Origin of the sequence: Salinibacterium sp. NG253 (assembly GCF_015864945.1) — a bacterium.
Lineage (GTDB): Bacteria > Actinomycetota > Actinomycetes > Actinomycetales > Microbacteriaceae > Rhodoglobus.
Window position 1 is genome coordinate 232,028 of sequence record NZ_JADYWF010000003.1, and the last position, 18,191, is coordinate 250,218.

Genomic DNA, 18,191 nt, shown 5'->3' on the forward strand with positions numbered 1-18,191 from the left:
GCCCGGATGGACGTCATCTCTAACGCGATCGACGCCCTTGTCGACATAACGCCGCTCTACATGCAGGGCTTTCTTTTGACACTGGCCCTGTTGGGCATTGCTGGTGTTGGGGCGTTTATTCTCGGGGTACTCATTGCGGCGATGCGCATTTCGCCGGTTCCTTCCTTGCGTGTTTTTGCAACGGTGTACACGGAGATCCTCCGTAACATTCCGCTGCTTCTGGTGCTTTTCTTTTGTGCCTTTGTGCTCCCCATCCTTGGTGTCGACCTCGACTACTTCCTCCTAGCCGCTCTTGGCTTGACTCTGTACACCTCACCTTTCGTCGCTGAAGCGGTGCGTTCAGGGTTCAATGGTGTTCCCGTTGGCCAAGCCGAAGCCGCTCGTAGTATTGGCATGGGATTCACCCAGACGGTTGGCCTCGTAATTCTTCCTCAGGCAAGCCGCATGGTCGTTCCGCCACTTATCAACGTCTTCATTGCTTTGACCAAGAACACTTCGGTTGCCGGGGCTTTCTTTGTGAACGAACTATTCAAGGCGACCGGCGCTGCGTCCCGCGACCACGGTGACCTCGTGCTGCTCACCCTGGTGTACGCGGCAGCGCTTTATCTGGCCATTACTATTCCGCTTGGGCTCATAGCCGGAGCGATCGAGAAGAAGGTTATGGTGCTGCGATGAGTGCGAGCGTGCTGTACGACGCCCCGGGTCCGAAGACTCGGCGCAATTCCGCCATCGCCTCCGTGGTCGGTGCGATTCTCATCATCGCGCTTATCGTCTGGGCGTACTTCATCTTGGCTGCGCCGCGCGTGAGCGCTAACGGCGCTGAGCAGCCGGGGCTTTTTGACCCGTCGAGAACCGACATTCTGGCTGACCCTGAAGTCTGGGGCGCGTTCGGGCGAGGCGTTGTAAACACTTTGCGGATGGCGGGAGTCGCGGCAGTGCTGGCGATCATCGTCGGAATTCTGTTTTCTTTCGGGCGCACTGCTGCCTCTAAATGGATCCGCATTCCTACGTCGATCTTGCTTGAGATCTTCCGCGGTATGCCGTTGCTGTTGCTTATTTTCTTCGTTTTCTTGATGTTCTCTACCGGTGGTTACTGGGCCGGTGTGCTTGGTCTCGGAATCTACAATGGTGCGATCATCGGCGAAGCTCTCCGTGCCGGCATCAGTTCTTTGCCCAAGGGACAGCGTGAAGGTGGGCTGTCGATCGGCCTCACCTCGCTGCAGACCCGCTTTATCGTGGAGTTCCCGCAGGCCTTCCGCCAGATGTTGCCGATCATTTTGGCGCAGCTTGTCGTGCTGTTGAAGGACACGTCGCTTGCGTACGTCGTTGCGTATCCCGAGCTCTCCCGCACGATCAAGGAGCTCCAGAACTTCTACGGAAGTCGCTACGTCTTCACTCTTTTCGCGGTCGGACTTGTTATCTACCTCGTCATGAACGTGACCCTGTCGTACGTTGCTCGCTACGTGGCAAAGAAGAGCGGGCCGAAGGATGGTGCGACCACTCCGGATGCTCCGAAGCAGCCGGGAGTAGATGGCACGCGTGCGATCACGATGCCACCGCGTGGTCACGCTAGCTACGGCGTCGACAATGGCAGCACTGGCGGCGGCGGGTACTAGCTCTGCAATGAGGGCGGCCCGCCACAGCGGTGTCCGCTAAACTCGGGTCTTGTGTCTGAACCCACCCCGATCACAGAACCAGCGGTAACCGCAGCGGTCGAAGCAGCTCTTGCTGCCATCGAATCCGCCGCGACAATGGCCGACCTCAAAACGGTGCGCGGCGCCCATCTTGGCGAAGGGTCACCGCTTGCGGCGCTCAACGCCCAGATGAAAAACGTGGCCCCGGCAGACCGAGCGGCCAGCGGCAAGCTCATCGGTGGCGCACGCGGCCGCGTCAACGGCGCGTTTAGCGCCCGTGAGGCCGAGCTGGCCGTCGCCGAAGAACAGGCGAAGCTCGCGGCAGAAGCCGTGGATGTCACGGCCGTCGCCACTCGCTACGTGAAGGGAGCTCGGCATCCGCTGAGCCTGCTCATGGAGCACATGAGCGACATCTTCGTCGGCATGGGCTGGGAGGTCGCAGAAGGCCCCGAGCTCGAGAACGAGTGGTTCAACTTTGACGCCCTCAACTTCGACGAAGACCACCCGGCCCGCGCCATGCAAGACACGTTCTTCATTGACCCCGTCGACTCGCACTTGCTGTTGCGCACGCACACGAGCCCGGTTCAGATCCGCTCCCTTCTTGAGCGCCCTCTGCCGGTGTACGTCGTCGCGCCCGGACGCGTGTTCCGCACCGACGAACTCGATGCGACCCACACTCCCGTCTTCCACCAGCTGGAGGGTATCGCGATCGACAAGGGCCTCACCATGGCGAACCTGCGGGGCACGCTTGAGCACCTCGCGCGCGCCATGTTCGGCGAGGGCGCCCAGATTCGTCTGCGCCCCAACTACTTCCCGTTCACCGAGCCCAGCGCCGAAATGGACGTGTGGCAGCCCAACGCCAAGGGTGGCGCCCGCTGGGTTGAATGGGGCGGCTGCGGAATGGTCAACCCCAACGTGCTTCGTGCCGCCGGGATCGACCCCGACGAATACCAAGGCTTCGCCTTCGGAATGGGAATTGAGCGCACGCTGCAGTTCCGCAACGAAATGAACGACATGCGAGACATGGTCGAGGGCGATATTCGCTTCTCCCAGCAGTTCGGAATGGTGGTCTAATGAAAATTCCCATGAGTTGGTTGCGGGAATTCGTTGAGATCCCGACAGATATCACCCACGAACAGGTTCACGCTGCGCTCGTGAAGGTTGGCTTTGAAGAAGAAGACGTCCACGGTTTCGATATCTCTGGTCCGGTAGTGGTTGGCCAGGTTCTTGAGTTCGTTGGTGAGCCCCAATCCAACGGCAAAACCATTAACTGGTGCCAGGTTGACGTTGGCGAGGCTGAGCCACGCGGCATCGTGTGTGGCGCTCACAACTTCGTTGTCGGCGACAAGGTTGTTGTCACGCTTCCCGGCTCGGTTCTTCCCGGCCCGTTCCCGATCGCTGCGCGCAAGACTTACGGTCACGTCTCCGACGGAATGATCGCGTCTACTCGCGAACTTGGTCTCGGAGACGAGCACGACGGCATCCTCGTGCTGTCTACTCTTGGTCTTGACCCTGAGGTCGGCACGAGTGCAATCGAGTTGCTCGGGCTCGACGACTTCGCCGTTGAGATCAATGTCACGCCCGACCGTGGGTATGCCATGTCGTTGCGCGGCGTTGCGCGTGAATACGCTCTCTCGACGGGCGCAAAGTTCACCGATCCTGCCGACGCTCCCACGATCACCGAGGCGAGCGGTTTCCCCGTGGTCATCGCTGACGACGCGCCCATTCGCGGTCGCGCCGGAGTGCGCGCCTTCGTCACGCGCGTCGTGCGGAACGTGGATGTCACCAAGCCAACGCCGTCGTGGATGATCACGCGCCTGACGCTCGCCGGCATCCGCTCGATCTCGCTCACGGTAGACATCACGAACTACGTCATGCTCGAACTCGGGCAGCCGATTCACGCCTATGACCTCGACCGAGTGTCGGGCGGATTGACGGTTCGTCGCGCGAAAGCGGGGGAGACGCTCACCACCCTCGACGACAAGTCGCGCACGCTCAACCCTGAAGACCTGCTCATCACCGACGAGTCCGGTCCCATCGGCTTGGCTGGTGTCATGGGTGGAGCAAGCACTGAAATCACGGATGCCTCGACCAACGTTCTGATCGAGGCAGCCAACTTCGAACCGATCTCGATCGCGCGCACTGCTCGCCGCCACAAGCTCGGCAGCGAAGCATCACGTCGTTTCGAGCGCGGAGTCGACCCGCTAGTGGCTTCTGCGGCGGCTGCGCGCGTCGTGGAGCTTCTCGTGGAGCTGGGCGGCGGCACCGTCGATACTCTCGGCAGCGACTTACTAGCCGAGCACACCCCAGATGCTGTTGATCTGCCCGAGGGCTATGCCGAAGGCCTTATCGGCGTTCATTACTCCGCCGATGAGATCACCGACTCTCTGCAGGCTATTGGCGCCGAGGTTACTGTGACTGACACTGGCTGGAGCGTGACACCACCGAGCTGGCGTCCCGACCTCGGCGACAAGACCACGCTCGTTGAAGAAGTTGCCCGCATCGTGGGTTACGACCGTATTCCGGCTGTGCTCCCCGTCGCTCCTCCGGGCCGCGGGCTCACTCGCGCCCAGCGCCTGCGTCGCACTGTCTCTAACAGCCTCGCGGCATCCGGCCTCACCGAGGTCTTGGCCTACCCGTTCATCTCTCAGCACTCGAACGATCTTTTTGGTTCGCCTGAAGCTGGGGGAGCGACCACGATCAAACTCGCAAATGCCTTGGACCCGGATGCCGCAACCCTGCGTCGTTCGTTGCTACCGGGCCTCGCGGCGATCGCGCACCGCAATGTCTCTCGTGGACTCACGGACCTCGCTCTCTTCGAGGTCGGGACGGTGTTCCTGCCCGAAGCAGGCCACCGTTACGGAAGCACCTCGTTGCCGCTCGGCTATGAGTTGCCCAGTGACGCCGCTCTCGCCGAACTGCGTTCGAGCATCCCGGAACAACCGTGGCACGTTGCCGCGCTGTTCCTCGGTGATGCCGTTACGCGCCAGCCGGGTCAGCAACCACTCTCTCGCGGGCTCGCGGATGCTCTCGCCACTGTTCAGCAGCTGGCGGCGACGCTGTCCGTCGACATCGACGTCGTGACGGGAACCCATCAGGCGATGCACCCTGGTCGCACCGCCGAGCTTCGCGTGGGCGACCACACTGTCGGCTACGCCGGCGAGTTGCTGCCGGCCCTGGCGCTTGAACTCGATTTGCCGCGTGTTGTTGCGGTGCTTGAGCTCGACCTCACCGTGCTGATCACGAGTGCTGCTGTAGATATCGCTGCGGCTCCCATCGTGTCGTACCCGGCCGCTACGCAAGACCTGTCTCTCGTAGTGCCGGTGGCTGTTCAGGCTGGCGAGTTGTTGGCCATCATCCGCGAGGGTGCAAGCGAACTCTTGGAGAACGTGCGGCTCGTCGATGACTACCGTGGCACCGGCATCCCGGAATTGCACAAGTCGCTGACTTTTGCGCTGAGGTTCCGCGCCAGTGACCGCACGCTCACGCAGGTAGAAGCGACCGACGCGAAGAACGCTGCGGTTGCCCTTGCTGGCGAACGAGTGGGCGCTGAACTGCGCGAGTAACCACTAATTGGTGCGAAAGCCGGTTGTCTCTCGCAGAGTGGCAACCGGCTTTTTGCGTTTGTCGATTAGCCTGCCGCGCGCTCTGGGCACTACTCTAGAAATGTGACCGACTTCCGCACTTGCAGCCAGCGATTCTCGCTGAGCTTTGTGGTGCCGTCTTCGCCGGTTCTCCGCGGGGCTGACGAGCGACGATAGGCGGAGTTTCGCCACAACCCACGAGGTCGTGTGTGATTCGCCGCCGCAAGTGTTCTCGATTCCGAACCCACTGAAGGTAATTCCATGTCAATTTCGGTCGCTGTGGCCGGTGCCAGCGGTTATGCCGGTGGCGAGCTTCTTCGCCTGCTGTCCACCCATCCTGAGTTCGATGTCACGACGGTGACTGCGTTTAGTAACGCCGGTCAGCGCCTCATCGATGTGCAACCGCATTTGCGGTCTCTCGCACACCTAGTTTTTCAGCCGACGGAGCCCGAAGTGCTCGCCGGTCACGATGTTGTTTTCTTTGCGTTGCCACACGGCAAGTCGGGAGCGCTAACGGCTGAGCTCAGCCCCGACACTCTCGTCGTTGACTGTGGTGCCGATCACCGCCTCACCAGCGAAGACGACTGGGCTGCCTTCTACGGCGGCGAGTTCTACGGTGCCTGGGACTATGGGATGCCCGAACTGCTGCACGCCGCCGGGGGCACGCAACGTCAAGTCCTCGCCGGTTCGAAGCGTATTGCGGTGCCCGGCTGCAACGTGACAGCTATCACGCTGGGGCTCGCTCCCGGCATCCGTTCCTCGTTGATCGAGTCAGAAGACATCGTGGCGGTGCTTGCGGTCGGCCCTTCGGGCGCGGGGAAGAGCCTGAAGGTTAACCTGCTCGCGAGCGAAATGATGGGCTCTGCTTCGGCGTATGCCGTTGGCGGCACTCATCGTCACACTCCGGAGATCGCGCAGAATTTGAAAGTCGCTGGCGCTTCATCGGTGACGGTGTCGTTCACTCCCGTCCTCGTGCCCATGTCACGCGGCATTCTGGCGACCTCCACTGCGAAGCTCGCTGACGGGGTCACCGCAGCCCAAATTCGGGAAGCGTGGGAGACCGCGTATGCCGACGAGCCGTTCATTCACGTCTTACCTGAGGGGCAGTTCCCGCGCACCGCTGATACGTTGGGCGCCAACACCGCCCTGATCGGGCTTGCCGTTGACGAAGCTGCGCGTCGCGTGGTCGTCGTCAGCGCAATCGACAATCTTGTCAAGGGCACCGCAGGCGCCGCCATTCAATCGACAAATATTGCGTTAGGCCTTGAGGAAACCCTCGGTCTGGCGCTGGACGGAGTAGCACCATGAGTGTCACATCAGCCGCAGGATTCGAAGCAGCCGGGGTCGAAGCGGGGCTCAAGGCCAGTGGTGGTCTCGATGTCGCCCTCGTCGTCAACCGCGGCCCACGCTTCGATGCAGCCGCCGTATTCACGAGCAATCGTGCGCAGGCCCACCCCATCATCTGGTCCAAGCAGGTTATCGACGATGGCGTTGTCACAGCGATCGCCCTCAACTCGGGTGGAGCCAACTGCTTCACGGGCCCGCAGGGTTTTCAGGTAACGCACGCCACGGCAGAGCACGTTGCTGAAGCGCTCGGGTCATCGGCCGGCGACATCCTCGTCTGTTCGACCGGTCTTATTGGAGAACCGCTTCCGCAAGACAAGGTTCTCGCCGGGATGTCGGCAGCAATCGGAGCGCTCAGCACCGACGGGGGCCCCGATGCGTCGCTCGCCATCATGACCACCGACAGCAAGCCCAAAACTACTGTCGCGACCGGCACCGGCTACACCGTTGGCGGCATGGCCAAAGGGGCGGGGATGCTCGCGCCGGGCCTCGCGACAATGCTCGTGGTCATCACCACTGACGCCGCTGTCGCTGCAGCCGACCTTGACGCGGCGCTGCGGGAAGCCACTCGTGTGAGTTTCGACCGTCTCGATTCGGACGGCTGCATGTCGACCAACGACCAAGTAACGCTGATGGCGTCGGGCGCCTCAGGCGTAACTCCGGATGCAGCCGAGTTTGCCGCACTTGTCACGAGCGTCTGCAGCGATCTGGCCGAACAACTGCAGGGCGATGCTGAGGGCGCAAGCCACGACATCCGCATCGAAGTTGTGGGGGCAGTAAGCGAAGACGACGCTGTCGTAGTCGGCCGTTCGGTTGCTCGCAATAATCTCTTCAAGGCCGCGATCTTCGGCAACGATCCTAACTGGGGCCGCGTGCTTGCCGCGATCGGAACCACGGATGCTGCCTTTGACCCCTATGCGGTCGATGTGTCGATGAATGGTGTGCGGGTCTGCCACGCGGGCGCCCCCGATCGTTCTCGCGACGAGGTGGATCTCACGGGCCGTGCTGTGCACGTGCTGATCGATCTCGCGACGGGCGATGCCGAAGCGACCATCCTGACCAACGATCTCACGCACGATTACGTGCATGAGAACAGCGCGTACTCAAGCTGATGCCGGCTTTTACCCACGGCGCTGAACACGAGCAGGCCATGACGAAGGCGGGAGTGCTTATTGAGGCGCTTCCGTGGTTGAAGCGTTTTCGTAACCGCATCATTGTGGTGAAGTTTGGCGGCAACGCCATGATCAACGACGAACTGAAGCGTGCGTTCGTGCAGGACATGGTTTATCTGCGTCTTGCTGGTGTGCGCCCCGTGATTGTTCACGGTGGCGGCCCCCAGATCACCAAGGAGCTCAAGATTCGCGGTATCGAATCGGAGTTCCGTGCTGGCTACCGTGTGACGACAGAAGAGTCGATCGACGTGGTGCGCGATGTGCTCACCGATCAGGTCGGCGCTGAGCTGGTTGATCTCATCAACGAGCACGGAGATCTTGCTAACGGCATTGCCGGGCACGAACATTCGCTGTTTATCGGTGAACGCATGATCAAAGAGATCGAGGGCAAGCGAGTTGACCTCGGGTTGGTCGGTAATGTCACCGAGGTTGATCCTCAGCGAGTGCTTGACGTCTTAGCGAGCGACAACATCCCTGTGGTATCGACACTGGCCCAAGAAGCGGGAGAGATCGCTGAAGACGCCTCTGGCCTGCTCAACGTCAACGCGGATTCTGCGGCGGCAGCGCTAGCTATTGCGCTCGAGGCGGCCAAGCTCGTCATCCTCACGGATGTTGCCGGTCTCTACAGCGACTGGCCCAACCGTGAGTCGCTCGTCTCGATCATCAACACTGACGAACTGCGTGAGCTGCTGCCGAGTCTGGAATCGGGCATGATCCCGAAGATGACAGCCTGCCTTGAAGCGGTAGATGCTGGCGTTCCGAAGGCCGCGATCATCGACGGTCGAGCCCCGCACTCGATCCTGCTCGAAGTATTCACGCAAGATGGAATTGGCACCGAGGTGGTACCCGCATGACCTGGAAAGACGACTACGCCCACCGGATGATGAACACGTTCGGTGTACCGAAGGTGGAGTTCGTGCGGGGCGAAGGCTGCACGGTCTTCGATTCCGAGGGCAAGCGTTACCTCGACTTCTTGGCTGGCATTGCGGTCAATTCACTCGGCCATAACCACCCCGCGATTGTGGGCGCGCTCAGCCGCCAAGCCAACCTCCTGCACGTCTCGAACTTCTTCGCGACCGAACCGCAACTCGCGCTCGCGGCACGACTGCTGCGCATTTCGGGTGCCGGTGACGAGGGGCGCGTGTTCTTTGCGAACTCGGGCACTGAGGCAAACGAAGCTGCCGTCAAGCTCGCTCGCCTCACCGGGCGCCCGCGCATCCTGTCGTTGATGGATTCCTTCCATGGTCGGTCTATGGGGGCTCTCTCGATCACCGGCAAGGCATCGCTGCGCGAGCCTTTTGAGCCGTTGCTTCCCAACGTCGAGCACATTGATTCCACTATCGAGGCCCTCGAAGCTGCGATTGGACCGGATGTCTCGGCCCTCATCGTCGAGCCGATCAAGGGAGAGGCTGGGGTGCACTCGTTGCCCGCCGGCTACCTCGAAGCGGCTCGTGAATTGACGACTCAGCACGGTGTGCTGCTCATCATTGACGAGATCCAGACCGGAGCCGGACGCACAGGAGACTGGTTTGGCTTCCAAGAGAGCGGAATCGTTCCTGACGCCATCACTATGGCTAAGGGAATGGGCGGGGGAGTGCCGATCGGTGCGCTCGTGACGTTCGGGAAGGCATCCTCGCTGATGCATCCCGGTCAGCACGGCACTACTTTTGGTGGCAACCCACTCGTGTGTGCCGTTTCGGAAGCGGTCTTGGGTCAGATTGAGTCTGACGATCTCGTGGCGAATGCCGCTCTGCGCGGTGCCGAACTGCGCACCGCGCTGGCCCGCATCGATTCTGCGTTGATCGTTGAGCTTCGCGGTCGCGGACTCCTGATCGGCATCGGACTTGCCGAGCCTGTCGCGCAAGAGATCGTGGCGGTTGCGCTTAAGCACGGGCTGATTATCAACGTCCCCAATTCGTCGACTGTTCGACTTGCTCCGCCCCTCATCATTGGCGATGCCGAAATCGCCGAGTTCATTGACACGTTCAGCACGGTGCTGGACGAAGTGACCAACACAGCATCTACGGAGGCATCATGACCAGGCATTTTCTTCGCGACGATGACCTCAGCCCGGCCGAACAACTCGAGATTCTCGATCTCGCCGAAAAAGTAAAGGCCGATCGGTGGGGGCGCAAGCCGCTAGCGGGTCCGCAGACCGTTGCTGTGATCTTCGACAAGTCATCAACTCGCACTCGCGTCTCGTTCGCTGTCGGCATCGCAGACCTTGGCGGTTCGCCGCTCATCATCTCGACCGCCAACAGTCAGCTCGGCGGTAAGGAGACAGCCTCAGACACGGCTCGCGTTCTTGAACGCCAGGTGGCCGCCATTGTCTGGCGCACCTACGGCCAGCAGGGTCTTATTGAGATGTCCCACGGAACCCAGGTTCCCGTGATCAACGCTCTCAGCGACGAGTTCCACCCGTGCCAGTTGCTCGCCGACCTGCTCACGATTCGCGAGCACAAGGGCGAGCTCAAGGGCTTGACCGTCACGTTCCTCGGTGATGGTGCAGACAACATGGTGCACTCCTACCTGCTCGCTGGCGCAACCGCGGGAATGCACGTGCGCATCGCGTGCCCCGAAGATTACCTACCGCTGGCGGATGTCGTCGCTGACGCGGAGAAGATTGCGGCCTCCACGGGGGGTTCGATTTCAATTCTCACCGACGCGGCTGAAGCCGTGACGGGTGCGGATGTTGTTGTCACCGACACGTGGGTGTCGATGGGCAAAGAAGACGAGAAGGCCGCTCGCGTGGCTTCTCTTGGTGCCTACAAGGTCGACACTGCGCTGATGGCGCTCGCAAAGCCTGACGCTATCTTCTTGCACTGCTTGCCTGCTGACCGCGGGTATGAGGTTGAGGCCGACGTGATCGATGGCCCGCAGAGTGTCATCTGGGATGAGGCGGAAAACCGCCTGCACGCCCAGAAGGCTCTCATGATTTGGTTGCTCGAACAGGCTGCCTAGTATTTGGCGGCATGAAGCCGCCGTTGTAGTTCCCTAAACTGATTCACGACGTCAAGGAGAAAAACATATGTCAGAACGCGTAGTTCTCGCCTACTCGGGCGGACTCGACACTTCGGTAGGTATCGGCTGGCTCAAGGACGCCACAGGCAAAGAGGTCGTCGCGCTCGCGATTGACGTCGGCCAGGGCGGCGAAAACATGGATGACATCCGTCAGCGCGCACTTGACTGTGGTGCTGTTGAGTCGATCGTTATCGATGCCAAGGATGAGTTCGCTGATGACTTCCTGATGCCAGCACTCAAGGCAAACGCGTTGTACCAAAAGCGTTACCCGCTGGTTTCGGCTCTCAGCCGTCCGGTGATCTCGCGTCACCTTGCACTCACCGCCAAGGCTCTGGGTGCCGACAGCGTTGCTCACGGTTGCACCGGTAAGGGCAACGACCAGGTTCGCTTCGAGGCAGCTGTTGCGGCTCTCGCCCCCGACCTCACGAGCATCGCTCCCGTGCGTGACCTTGCGCTTACTCGCGACAAGGCGATCATCTACGCCGAAAAGCACAACCTTCCGATCCGCCAGTCGGCAGCGAGCCCTTACTCGATCGACAAGAACGTCTGGGGTCGCGCGGTCGAGACCGGATTCCTCGAGGACCCGTGGAATGCTCCGATCGAAGAGCTTTATGAGTACACTGCTGATCCTGCCGCTGGTCTGCCCGCCGACGAAGTGACCATCACTTTCGAAGCCGGAATTCCTGTCGCCATCGATGGCGTCGCGATGTCGGCTCTCGCCATCGTTGAGCACATGAACGCGCTCGCAGGCAAGCACGGCATCGGCCGCATCGACGTAGTCGAAGACCGCCTCATCGGTATCAAGAGCCGTGAGGTTTACGAAGCTCCCGGCGCGATGGCACTTATCGCCGCCCACGAAGAGCTTGAGTCACTCACGATCGAGCGTGACCTTTCCCGTTACAAGCGTGGAGTTGAGGCCGAATGGTCGAACCTCGTGTACGACGGACTCTGGTATTCAGGTCTCAAGCGTTCACTCGACGCGTTCATCAACGACACCCAGCGCTACGTCAGCGGAGAGATCCGCATGACACTCCACGCTGGCCGTGCGGTACCGACTGGCCGCAAGTCAGAGCAGAGCCTCTACGACTTCAGCCTTGCCACCTACGACACCGGTGACACGTTCGACCAGTCGCTCGCTAAGGGCTTCATCGAACTCTGGTCATTGCCGAGCAAGATCTCGGCTCGTCGCGACGCAAAGCAGGGCTAATCATGGCGCAATCTGCCGAAACTGGTGAGGGACAACTCTGGGGAGCCCGCTTCGCAAGTGGCCCTTCACCTGAGCTTGCCCGGTTGAGCAAATCAACTCACTTCGACTGGCAGCTTGCGCAGTATGACCTCGCCGGTTCGCGAGCGCACGCTGTTGCGCTCGCGGCCGCGGGGTACCTCGACGACGTTGAACTCGAAACGATGACGGATGCCCTGACATCGTTGAGTGCAGCCGTTGCCGATGGCAGTTTTACCGCCCTTGAGTCCGAGGAAGACGTTCACGCCGCTCTCGAGCGTGGGCTCATCGAGCGTGCGGGTGCTGAGGTCGGAGGCAAACTCCGTGCCGGGCGCAGCCGCAACGACCAAATCGCCACTCTTGTGCGCATGTACCTGCTCGACCATGCGGGCGCAATTGCCGCGATGGTTGTCGACCTGATCGACGCCATTGTGGCGCAGGCTGAGAAGCACGATGCGGCCATCATGCCGGGTCGCACCCACCTCCAACATGCGCAGCCAGTGCTGCTCGCGCATCATTTGCTCGCGCACGCGTGGCCTCTGGTGCGCACGCTCGAGCGCTTGCGGGACTGGAAAGTTCGCGCATCCACATCGCCGTATGGTTCTGGCGCGCTTGCGGGCAGCACGTTGGGGCTCGACCCCGCGCTGGTCGCTCGGGAGCTGGGGCTTGCTCGCCCCACCGAAAACTCGATTGATGCAACAGCGAGCCGGGACGTTGTGGCGGAGTTCGCGTTCATTACCGCGCAGCTTGGTATCGACATTTCGCGTCTCAGTGAAGAGATCATTCTTTGGAACACGCGCGAGTTCGATTTCGTGCAGCTCGATGACGCGTATTCCACGGGGTCGTCGATCATGCCCCAGAAGAAGAACCCCGACATCGCTGAGCTTGCTCGAGGCAAGTCTGGTCGCCTCATTGGTAACCTCACGGGCCTGCTTGCCACGCTCAAGGCCCTGCCGCTCGCGTATAACCGCGATCTTCAGGAAGACAAAGAGCCCGTGTTCGACTCCGTCGAGACTCTCGAAGTGCTCTTGCCAGCGTTCACTGGCATGGTGGCAACGTTGCGCTTCAACACGGAGCGCATGGCCGAGCTTGCACCTCAGGGTTTCTCCCTGGCGACGGATGTTGCTGACTGGCTCGTGCGCCAGCATGTTCCGTTCCGTGAGGCTCACGAAATCAGCGGTTCCCTCGTGCGTTTCTGTGAAGACAACTCGCTCGAACTTCACGAACCGACCGATGACGACTACGCCGCCATTTCACCTCACCTCACGGGCGATGTGCGCTCGGTTCTTACGGTGGAGGGTTCTGTATCGAGCCGTGCCGGCGTCGGCGGAACCGCTCCCGTGCGCGTTGCGGAGCAGCGTGCCGAGCTCACCGAGCGTGTTCGCGTGCTCGCTGCTGCTCTCGACCCGCAGGTTATCCGCTAGACGTGTTCGAACTGCTCAGCAGGCCGGCGACCGAGGTTGCGCCGCTCTTGCTGGGTGCTGTCGTGCGCGTCGGTGAGGTCGCGGTGCGGCTCACCGAGGTCGAGGCATACCTGGGCGAAGTCGATCCTGGTTCTCACGCGTTTCGCGGCCCCGGCAAACGTAACGCTGTGATGTACGGCCCGCCCGGCCATCTTTACACCTATTTCACCTACGGCATGCACACGTGCGCGAATGTCGTGTGCATGCCTGAGGGCGTCGCCTCAGGAATCCTTTTACGTGCCGGCGAAGTGATCGAGGGGATGGATGTCGCGGCCGAACGTCGCGCAACATCCAAGAAACCGGCCGACCTCGCTATGGGGCCCGCCCGCCTCGCGGTTGCGCTGGGCATTCGTTTGGATGATGCCGGCACCAACCTAGAGTCGGGTCGCGTTCGTCTGGAACTGCCGCAGTCGCGGTCTCCGTTCAGCGTTGGTCCGCGCACGGGCGTCGCGGGTGCTGGCGGCACTGACAAGTATCCGTGGCGCTTCTGGATTCCGGGGGAGCCGAGCGTGTCCCCGTATCGCCCCGCAGTGAAGCACAAGCGCAGCTAGTGGCCCGCTTCACACCGCTAGAGCAGCGGATTGATGAGTGGGCGCACCGGCGTCTTGACCGCGTTCGCGATGGCGGTCCGCAGCATCCGCACGGTAGCAGTCGGGTCCAACCACAGCGCCTCCGCACGTGGGCTATCGAGTTCACCGTGTTCGTGCTCAAGCAAGCCTGGGCGTGCGTCTTTGGGGGAGCGCTGTTGACAGTTCTCGTGCTGACGCGCCTCTGGTATCCAGAGTCGGCGGCCCTCGCCCGCAACGACTTTCTGGTGTTCGCTGCTCTCGCCATCCAAGTTCTCATGGTGGTCTTCAAGCTGGAGACGCTGCGCGAGCTGCGGGTGATCATCCTGTTCCACATCGTGGGCACGGTGATGGAGATTTTCAAGACCGATGCTGGGTCGTGGACCTATGAGGGCGACGGCGTGCTGCACATCTTCGGCGTCCCGCTCTATAGCGGTTTCATGTATGCCGCGGTCGGTTCCTACATGGTGCGCGTGTTCCGGCTCTTCGAGCTTCGTTTTGATCGCTATCCGCGACGCTGGATCACGGCCATTCTGGCCACGCTGATCTACGTCAACTTCTTCAGCCACCATTTCATCGTCGACGTTCGGTGGTTCCTCTTCGTGGCCATCGCGGTGGTGTGGTGGCGCACGGTCATGCACGTCAGGGTGTCGCGGGCGCGGTTCCGGATGCCGATTCTGGTCTCGTTCGTGCTGGTCGCAGTATTCATTTGGATTGCAGAGAATGTGGCGACGTGGTCGAACGCGTGGGTATATCCCAATCAGTCGGAGGGCTGGGAGTTGGTATCGATCGCCAAGCTTGGTTCGTGGCTGCTGCTCATGATCGTCTCAGTGGTCTTGGTGACGTGGGTCGAGAAACCACAGCCGCCGGAAGCGATCGCCGAGAACGCCACCGCGCAGCCGTAATGCTAAGCCCACGCAGAGCAAGTGCCGACTGGCTGCCTAGCGCCCGACAAGCAGGGCTGCGGTGCAGAGCCCAGCCCAGACGAGGCTCACGAGCGTGCCAATGATGAATCGTTCGCGGGCAGCTGCGTTCTCGAGCTCTGAGAAACGACCGAGTCCTTTGATCGCAACGATGACGGCGATCGCTCCGGGCTGCCACACCATGAAGGATGCGATGAACGCGAAGCGCTCGAGGTAGCCGATCGTGGTTCCGCCGCGCAGAATCTCACGTTCAGGCAGGGGAGAGTCGGCGTCAATCACGAGGATGCCGCCATGTTCGCCGCGCGGCGCCGGATACGAGGCGAGCGAGAGCACGAGCGCCACGAGTGGGCTGCCGGCGAGAGTGGCTAGTGCGACGAGGGCGGCGCTGAGCAAAATGATTAGTCCAGAAGCATCACCGGGCAGAGGGTTTCCGGTGGAACCCAGGATGAGGGCGATACCGACAGGCAGTAGCGAGACGGTGGCGAGCCAATACTTTTCGGTGCGCGCGGCAATCATGGATGCGCCGATCGCTCCGATTGTGAGAACGAGTACCGCGATCCACCAGCCGGTCATGACGTGCCTTTCTCTGCGCTGAGCGCGTTGTCGGTTACTACTTCACTGTGTGCTCTGTCGAGCAGGTTTGCAAGGGCGCGAACGGCCTCTTCTTCTGTGCGAAGCCCGGCGACGAGAGCCCGCTGGCTGGCAGATTGTGGGGAGATGCCGAGGCGCTCGGCCGCATCGGCCTGAGTGATTCCGGTGCTGAGCAAGTCGTAGAGTTCCCAACCGTTGTCTGTGCGACGGTTGCGAAGCAGAATCAACAGCTCAAGAAGTGGCTCGATGTCGCGGGCCAGCTCGCTCTCGGGGTCGGACTCGACGGCGCATTTGGCTGGACTCTTCTTGGCGCGGTCGATGGCGTCTCTGGCGGCGAGAAAGGCAGGGCCACTGGTTGCGCGCACGCTTGTTCCGAACGGCAGGGGCACTGCGCCGATACCGATTCCCACGCTCCACTGTTCGGTGCGGGTCAGTTCGAGGGTGATGTCGAGAGCCGCCTGTGCCGACGTGAGCAGCATTTGCGCTTCGTCTCCGGCGGTGCGTTCGGCGGGCAGCGCGAGGTCATCCGCGCGCTCGGTATTGATGCGCTGCAGGGTCTGGGCTACGGCATCCGCGCTGCTGCGGCTGTTTCTTTGGTCCGCTGTGATCACAAACATAACTAAAGGCTACAGCATTGATTCTCCAACATCAGGCCCACAAGCATGATTTCTTCAGATCAGTGCCTCAGCATTGCGGATAACGCGTGGCAGGCTGCTCTCAGCACCCCGCCGATAGGCACTACGGTTAATGACGTGTCAGCGACAGCATCAGAATCTCTCAGTACCCAAAGCAACGACAGCTCTTTCGAGAGCTTGTGGCAAGAGCTCACGTGGCGCGGTCTCGTGCACGTCTCTACCGATGCAGATGCCCTTGAGAAGCTTCTCGACGGTGACCCCATCACCTACTACTGCGGATTCGACCCGACCGCGCCCAGCCTTCACTTAGGCAACCTCGTGCAGCTTCTGCTGCTGCGCCGTCTTCAGCTGGCTGGCCACAAACCTCTCGGACTCGTCGGGGGAGCGACCGGCCTCATCGGAGATCCCCGCCCCACAGCGGAGCGCACGCTCAACGACAACGAAACTGTTGCCGAATGGGTCAGCTACTTGCAGGCCCAGGTCTCCAAGTTCTTGAGCACCGAGGGTGACAATGCCGTGCGCATGGTCAATAACCTCGACTGGACAGCGCCGATGAGCGCGATCGATTTCTTACGCGATATCGGCAAGTACTTCCGTGTCGGCACGATGCTCAAAAAGGATGCGGTGAGCGCGCGTCTCAATAGCGACGCTGGCATCAGCTACACCGAGTTCAGCTACCAAGTCATGCAGGGCATGGACTTCTTGGAGCTCTACCGCAACTACGACTGCGTCTTGCAAACCGGTGGCAGCGACCAGTGGGGCAATCTCATCAGCGGCAGCGACCTCATTCATAAGGCTGAGAGCGCGAGCGTTCACGCTATTGGTACTCCGCTCATCACTAACTCGGATGGCACCAAGTTTGGCAAGAGCGAGGGCAACGCCATTTGGCTCGACTCGAAGATGACGAGCCCCTACGCGTTTTACCAGTTCTGGCTCAATACCGATGATGCTGATGTCATTGAGCGCGTGAAGATCTTCACGTTCCTGTCGCGGGAGCAGATAACCGCTCTCGAGACCGCTGTTGCTGAGGCGCCGTTCCGTCGCGAAGCACAGAAGACTCTCGCGTTCGAGGTCACTTCTCTCGTTCACGGCCGCGCTGCAACGGAAGCGGCAATCGCAGCATCTGCAGCTCTCTTCGGCCAAGGGGAGTTGGCGTCATTGGATGCGGACACTCTTGCCGCAGCTCTGCGCGAGCTCGCCCACGTCGAAACCTCAGCGGACGCGACCGTTGTGCAATTGCTCGTCGACACGAAACTGGTGTCGAGTGCAAGTGAAGCACGTCGCGCAATCTCGCAGGGCGGTGTCTACCTCAACAATGTTGCCGTAGCGGATGACCAGGCCACGGTGGGCAGTGACCTTCTGCCGGGAAACGTGGCCGTTCTCCGTCGCGGCAAGAAGACGCTCGCGGGAATCTTCGTCACCTCCTAGCGCGAGCAGCACCCGCAGAAGTGGGCCGACTACTTTTGTGACCAGCCAACGTTCGACTTCACTACACGCGACCTTCCTGTTCCCGAAGGCGCCGATGTCCGCTTTGTTCGCGGAGCGGTAGCGGATGCTCTGCCCGCGATTCGCGAGGCTGCGGGTCACGGCGACATCTGGATTATGGGCGGTAGGTCAATTCGCCCATCTGGTTTACGAAGTCGTACCGCCGAACTAGTCGTCGCTCTGCCGCTGGTTGTCTGGCTCATTGCCACCATTAACTCTCAAGTTTCACCGCACGGTTCGAGCACTACGCAGTGTTTTGGGGCCCTCATTTTTGCGACACGCCCGGGATGCACGTGGTGTTGGTGAGGGGGGCAAAATGCACGTAATGTTTCCTCTTGTCACCCCAAAGGTGCGGAAGTCCCGGGCAGTTCTGCTGCTAGGTTTCCGGCCTCAAGTGGGGGCCACCATTCTCCTGAATCTTTTGGGTTCAGGTCGAGTCAAACATCGGTTTACCTCTTGTGGGTTGCGGTGTCAGATCTTAGGATGAGAACCCGCTTTATTCGCGTGTTGGTCAGTTGTTGTGTGCCGTTCTGGTGCAGTTCTGCTGGTTT

Annotated in this window: 16 protein-coding genes; 14 read left to right on the top strand and 2 right to left on the bottom strand. The window is 61.1% G+C overall.

The window, feature by feature from the left end; all coding sequences use genetic code 11:
- Positions 1–6: 6 nt before the first annotated feature.
- The 13 genes from I6E52_RS13980 to I6E52_RS14040 all read left to right on the top strand — a co-directional run bounded on the left by I6E52_RS13980 (position 7) and on the right by I6E52_RS14040 (position 14,911).
- Complete coding sequence (locus I6E52_RS13980; protein WP_197126738.1) at positions 7–675, top strand: amino acid ABC transporter permease; 669 nt, start codon at positions 7–9, stop codon at positions 673–675.
- Entirely contained in the window at positions 672–1,616 is a 945-nt protein-coding gene (locus tag I6E52_RS13985; protein ID WP_197158399.1) for an amino acid ABC transporter permease, read from the top strand. The genes I6E52_RS13980 and I6E52_RS13985 overlap by 4 nt, the downstream gene beginning before the upstream one ends.
- A 51-nt stretch (positions 1,617–1,667) precedes the next feature.
- Positions 1,668–2,708 (top strand): phenylalanine--tRNA ligase subunit alpha, encoded by a 1,041-nt coding sequence (gene pheS, locus I6E52_RS13990; protein WP_197158401.1) that lies wholly within the window; start codon positions 1,668–1,670, stop codon positions 2,706–2,708.
- Positions 2,708–5,200 (top strand): phenylalanine--tRNA ligase subunit beta, encoded by a 2,493-nt coding sequence (gene pheT, locus I6E52_RS13995; protein WP_197158403.1) that lies wholly within the window; start codon positions 2,708–2,710, stop codon positions 5,198–5,200. The genes pheS and pheT overlap by 1 nt, the downstream gene beginning before the upstream one ends.
- A 279-nt stretch (positions 5,201–5,479) precedes the next feature.
- Positions 5,480–6,526: an N-acetyl-gamma-glutamyl-phosphate reductase gene (argC, locus tag I6E52_RS14000; RefSeq protein ID WP_197126742.1), complete on the top strand. Its 1,047-nt coding sequence runs from the start codon at positions 5,480–5,482 to the stop codon at positions 6,524–6,526.
- Complete coding sequence (gene argJ / locus I6E52_RS14005) at positions 6,523–7,674, top strand: bifunctional glutamate N-acetyltransferase/amino-acid acetyltransferase ArgJ (RefSeq protein WP_197158405.1); 1,152 nt, start codon at positions 6,523–6,525, stop codon at positions 7,672–7,674. Before argC ends, argJ begins: the two co-directional genes overlap by 4 nt.
- A complete protein-coding gene (argB, locus tag I6E52_RS14010) occupies positions 7,674–8,588 on the top strand; it encodes an acetylglutamate kinase (RefSeq protein WP_197158408.1) in 915 nt (304 codons plus the stop codon). The genes argJ and argB overlap by 1 nt, the downstream gene beginning before the upstream one ends.
- Positions 8,585–9,772 carry an acetylornithine transaminase gene (locus tag I6E52_RS14015; protein WP_197158410.1) on the top strand — a complete coding sequence of 396 codons (1,188 nt, stop codon included), beginning with the start codon at positions 8,585–8,587 and terminating at the stop codon, positions 9,770–9,772. Before argB ends, I6E52_RS14015 begins: the two co-directional genes overlap by 4 nt.
- Positions 9,769–10,695, top strand: coding sequence for an ornithine carbamoyltransferase (argF, locus tag I6E52_RS14020; RefSeq protein ID WP_197158412.1), 927 nt, complete (start codon positions 9,769–9,771; stop codon positions 10,693–10,695). Before I6E52_RS14015 ends, argF begins: the two co-directional genes overlap by 4 nt.
- Positions 10,696–10,762: 67 nt before the next feature.
- A complete protein-coding gene (locus tag I6E52_RS14025) occupies positions 10,763–11,962 on the top strand; it encodes an argininosuccinate synthase (RefSeq protein WP_197158414.1) in 1,200 nt (399 codons plus the stop codon).
- Between the two features lie 2 nt (positions 11,963–11,964).
- The gene (gene argH / locus I6E52_RS14030) at positions 11,965–13,401 is read left to right on the top strand and encodes an argininosuccinate lyase (protein WP_197158416.1); all 1,437 of its coding nucleotides are present in this window, start codon (positions 11,965–11,967) and stop codon (positions 13,399–13,401) included.
- 2 nt (positions 13,402–13,403) lie between these two features.
- On the top strand, positions 13,404–13,991 hold the full coding sequence (locus I6E52_RS14035; RefSeq protein WP_197158418.1) for a DNA-3-methyladenine glycosylase: 588 nt from the start codon (positions 13,404–13,406) through the stop codon (positions 13,989–13,991).
- Entirely contained in the window at positions 13,991–14,911 is a 921-nt protein-coding gene (locus I6E52_RS14040; protein ID WP_197158420.1) for a DUF817 domain-containing protein, read from the top strand. Before I6E52_RS14035 ends, I6E52_RS14040 begins: the two co-directional genes overlap by 1 nt.
- A gap of 36 nt (positions 14,912–14,947) precedes the next feature.
- Here the strand turns inward: I6E52_RS14040 and I6E52_RS14045 are convergent, their stop codons facing one another.
- On the bottom strand, positions 14,948–15,502 hold the full coding sequence (locus I6E52_RS14045) for a hypothetical protein (RefSeq protein WP_197158422.1): 555 nt from the start codon (positions 15,500–15,502) through the stop codon (positions 14,948–14,950).
- Positions 15,499–16,137, bottom strand: a complete 639-nt coding sequence (locus tag I6E52_RS14050) for a SatD family protein (protein ID WP_231602216.1) — start codon at positions 16,135–16,137, stop codon at positions 15,499–15,501. Before I6E52_RS14050 ends, I6E52_RS14045 begins: the two co-directional genes overlap by 4 nt.
- A 45-nt stretch (positions 16,138–16,182) precedes the next feature.
- Between I6E52_RS14050 and tyrS the strand changes: the two genes are divergently transcribed.
- Positions 16,183–17,583: a tyrosine--tRNA ligase gene (gene tyrS, locus I6E52_RS14055; protein ID WP_231602217.1), complete on the top strand. Its 1,401-nt coding sequence runs from the start codon at positions 16,183–16,185 to the stop codon at positions 17,581–17,583.
- Positions 17,584–18,191: the final 608 nt, after the last annotated feature.

Coding starts and splice junctions, on each gene's coding strand:
- I6E52_RS13980 (WP_197126738.1), top strand. CDS start 7: ATGGACGTCATCTCTAACGCGATCGACGCCCTTGTCGACATAACGCCG.
- I6E52_RS13985 (WP_197158399.1), top strand. CDS start 672: ATGAGTGCGAGCGTGCTGTACGACGCCCCGGGTCCGAAGACTCGGCGC.
- pheT (WP_197158403.1), top strand. CDS start 2,708: ATGAAAATTCCCATGAGTTGGTTGCGGGAATTCGTTGAGATCCCGACA.
- argC (WP_197126742.1), top strand. CDS start 5,480: ATGTCAATTTCGGTCGCTGTGGCCGGTGCCAGCGGTTATGCCGGTGGC.
- argJ (WP_197158405.1), top strand. CDS start 6,523: ATGAGTGTCACATCAGCCGCAGGATTCGAAGCAGCCGGGGTCGAAGCG.
- argB (WP_197158408.1), top strand. CDS start 7,674: ATGCCGGCTTTTACCCACGGCGCTGAACACGAGCAGGCCATGACGAAG.
- I6E52_RS14015 (WP_197158410.1), top strand. CDS start 8,585: ATGACCTGGAAAGACGACTACGCCCACCGGATGATGAACACGTTCGGT.
- argF (WP_197158412.1), top strand. CDS start 9,769: ATGACCAGGCATTTTCTTCGCGACGATGACCTCAGCCCGGCCGAACAA.
- I6E52_RS14025 (WP_197158414.1), top strand. CDS start 10,763: ATGTCAGAACGCGTAGTTCTCGCCTACTCGGGCGGACTCGACACTTCG.
- argH (WP_197158416.1), top strand. CDS start 11,965: ATGGCGCAATCTGCCGAAACTGGTGAGGGACAACTCTGGGGAGCCCGC.
- I6E52_RS14045 (WP_197158422.1), bottom strand. CDS start 15,502: ATGACCGGCTGGTGGATCGCGGTACTCGTTCTCACAATCGGAGCGATC.
- I6E52_RS14050 (WP_231602216.1), bottom strand. CDS start 16,137: ATGTTTGTGATCACAGCGGACCAAAGAAACAGCCGCAGCAGCGCGGAT.
- tyrS (WP_231602217.1), top strand. CDS start 16,183: ATGATTTCTTCAGATCAGTGCCTCAGCATTGCGGATAACGCGTGGCAG.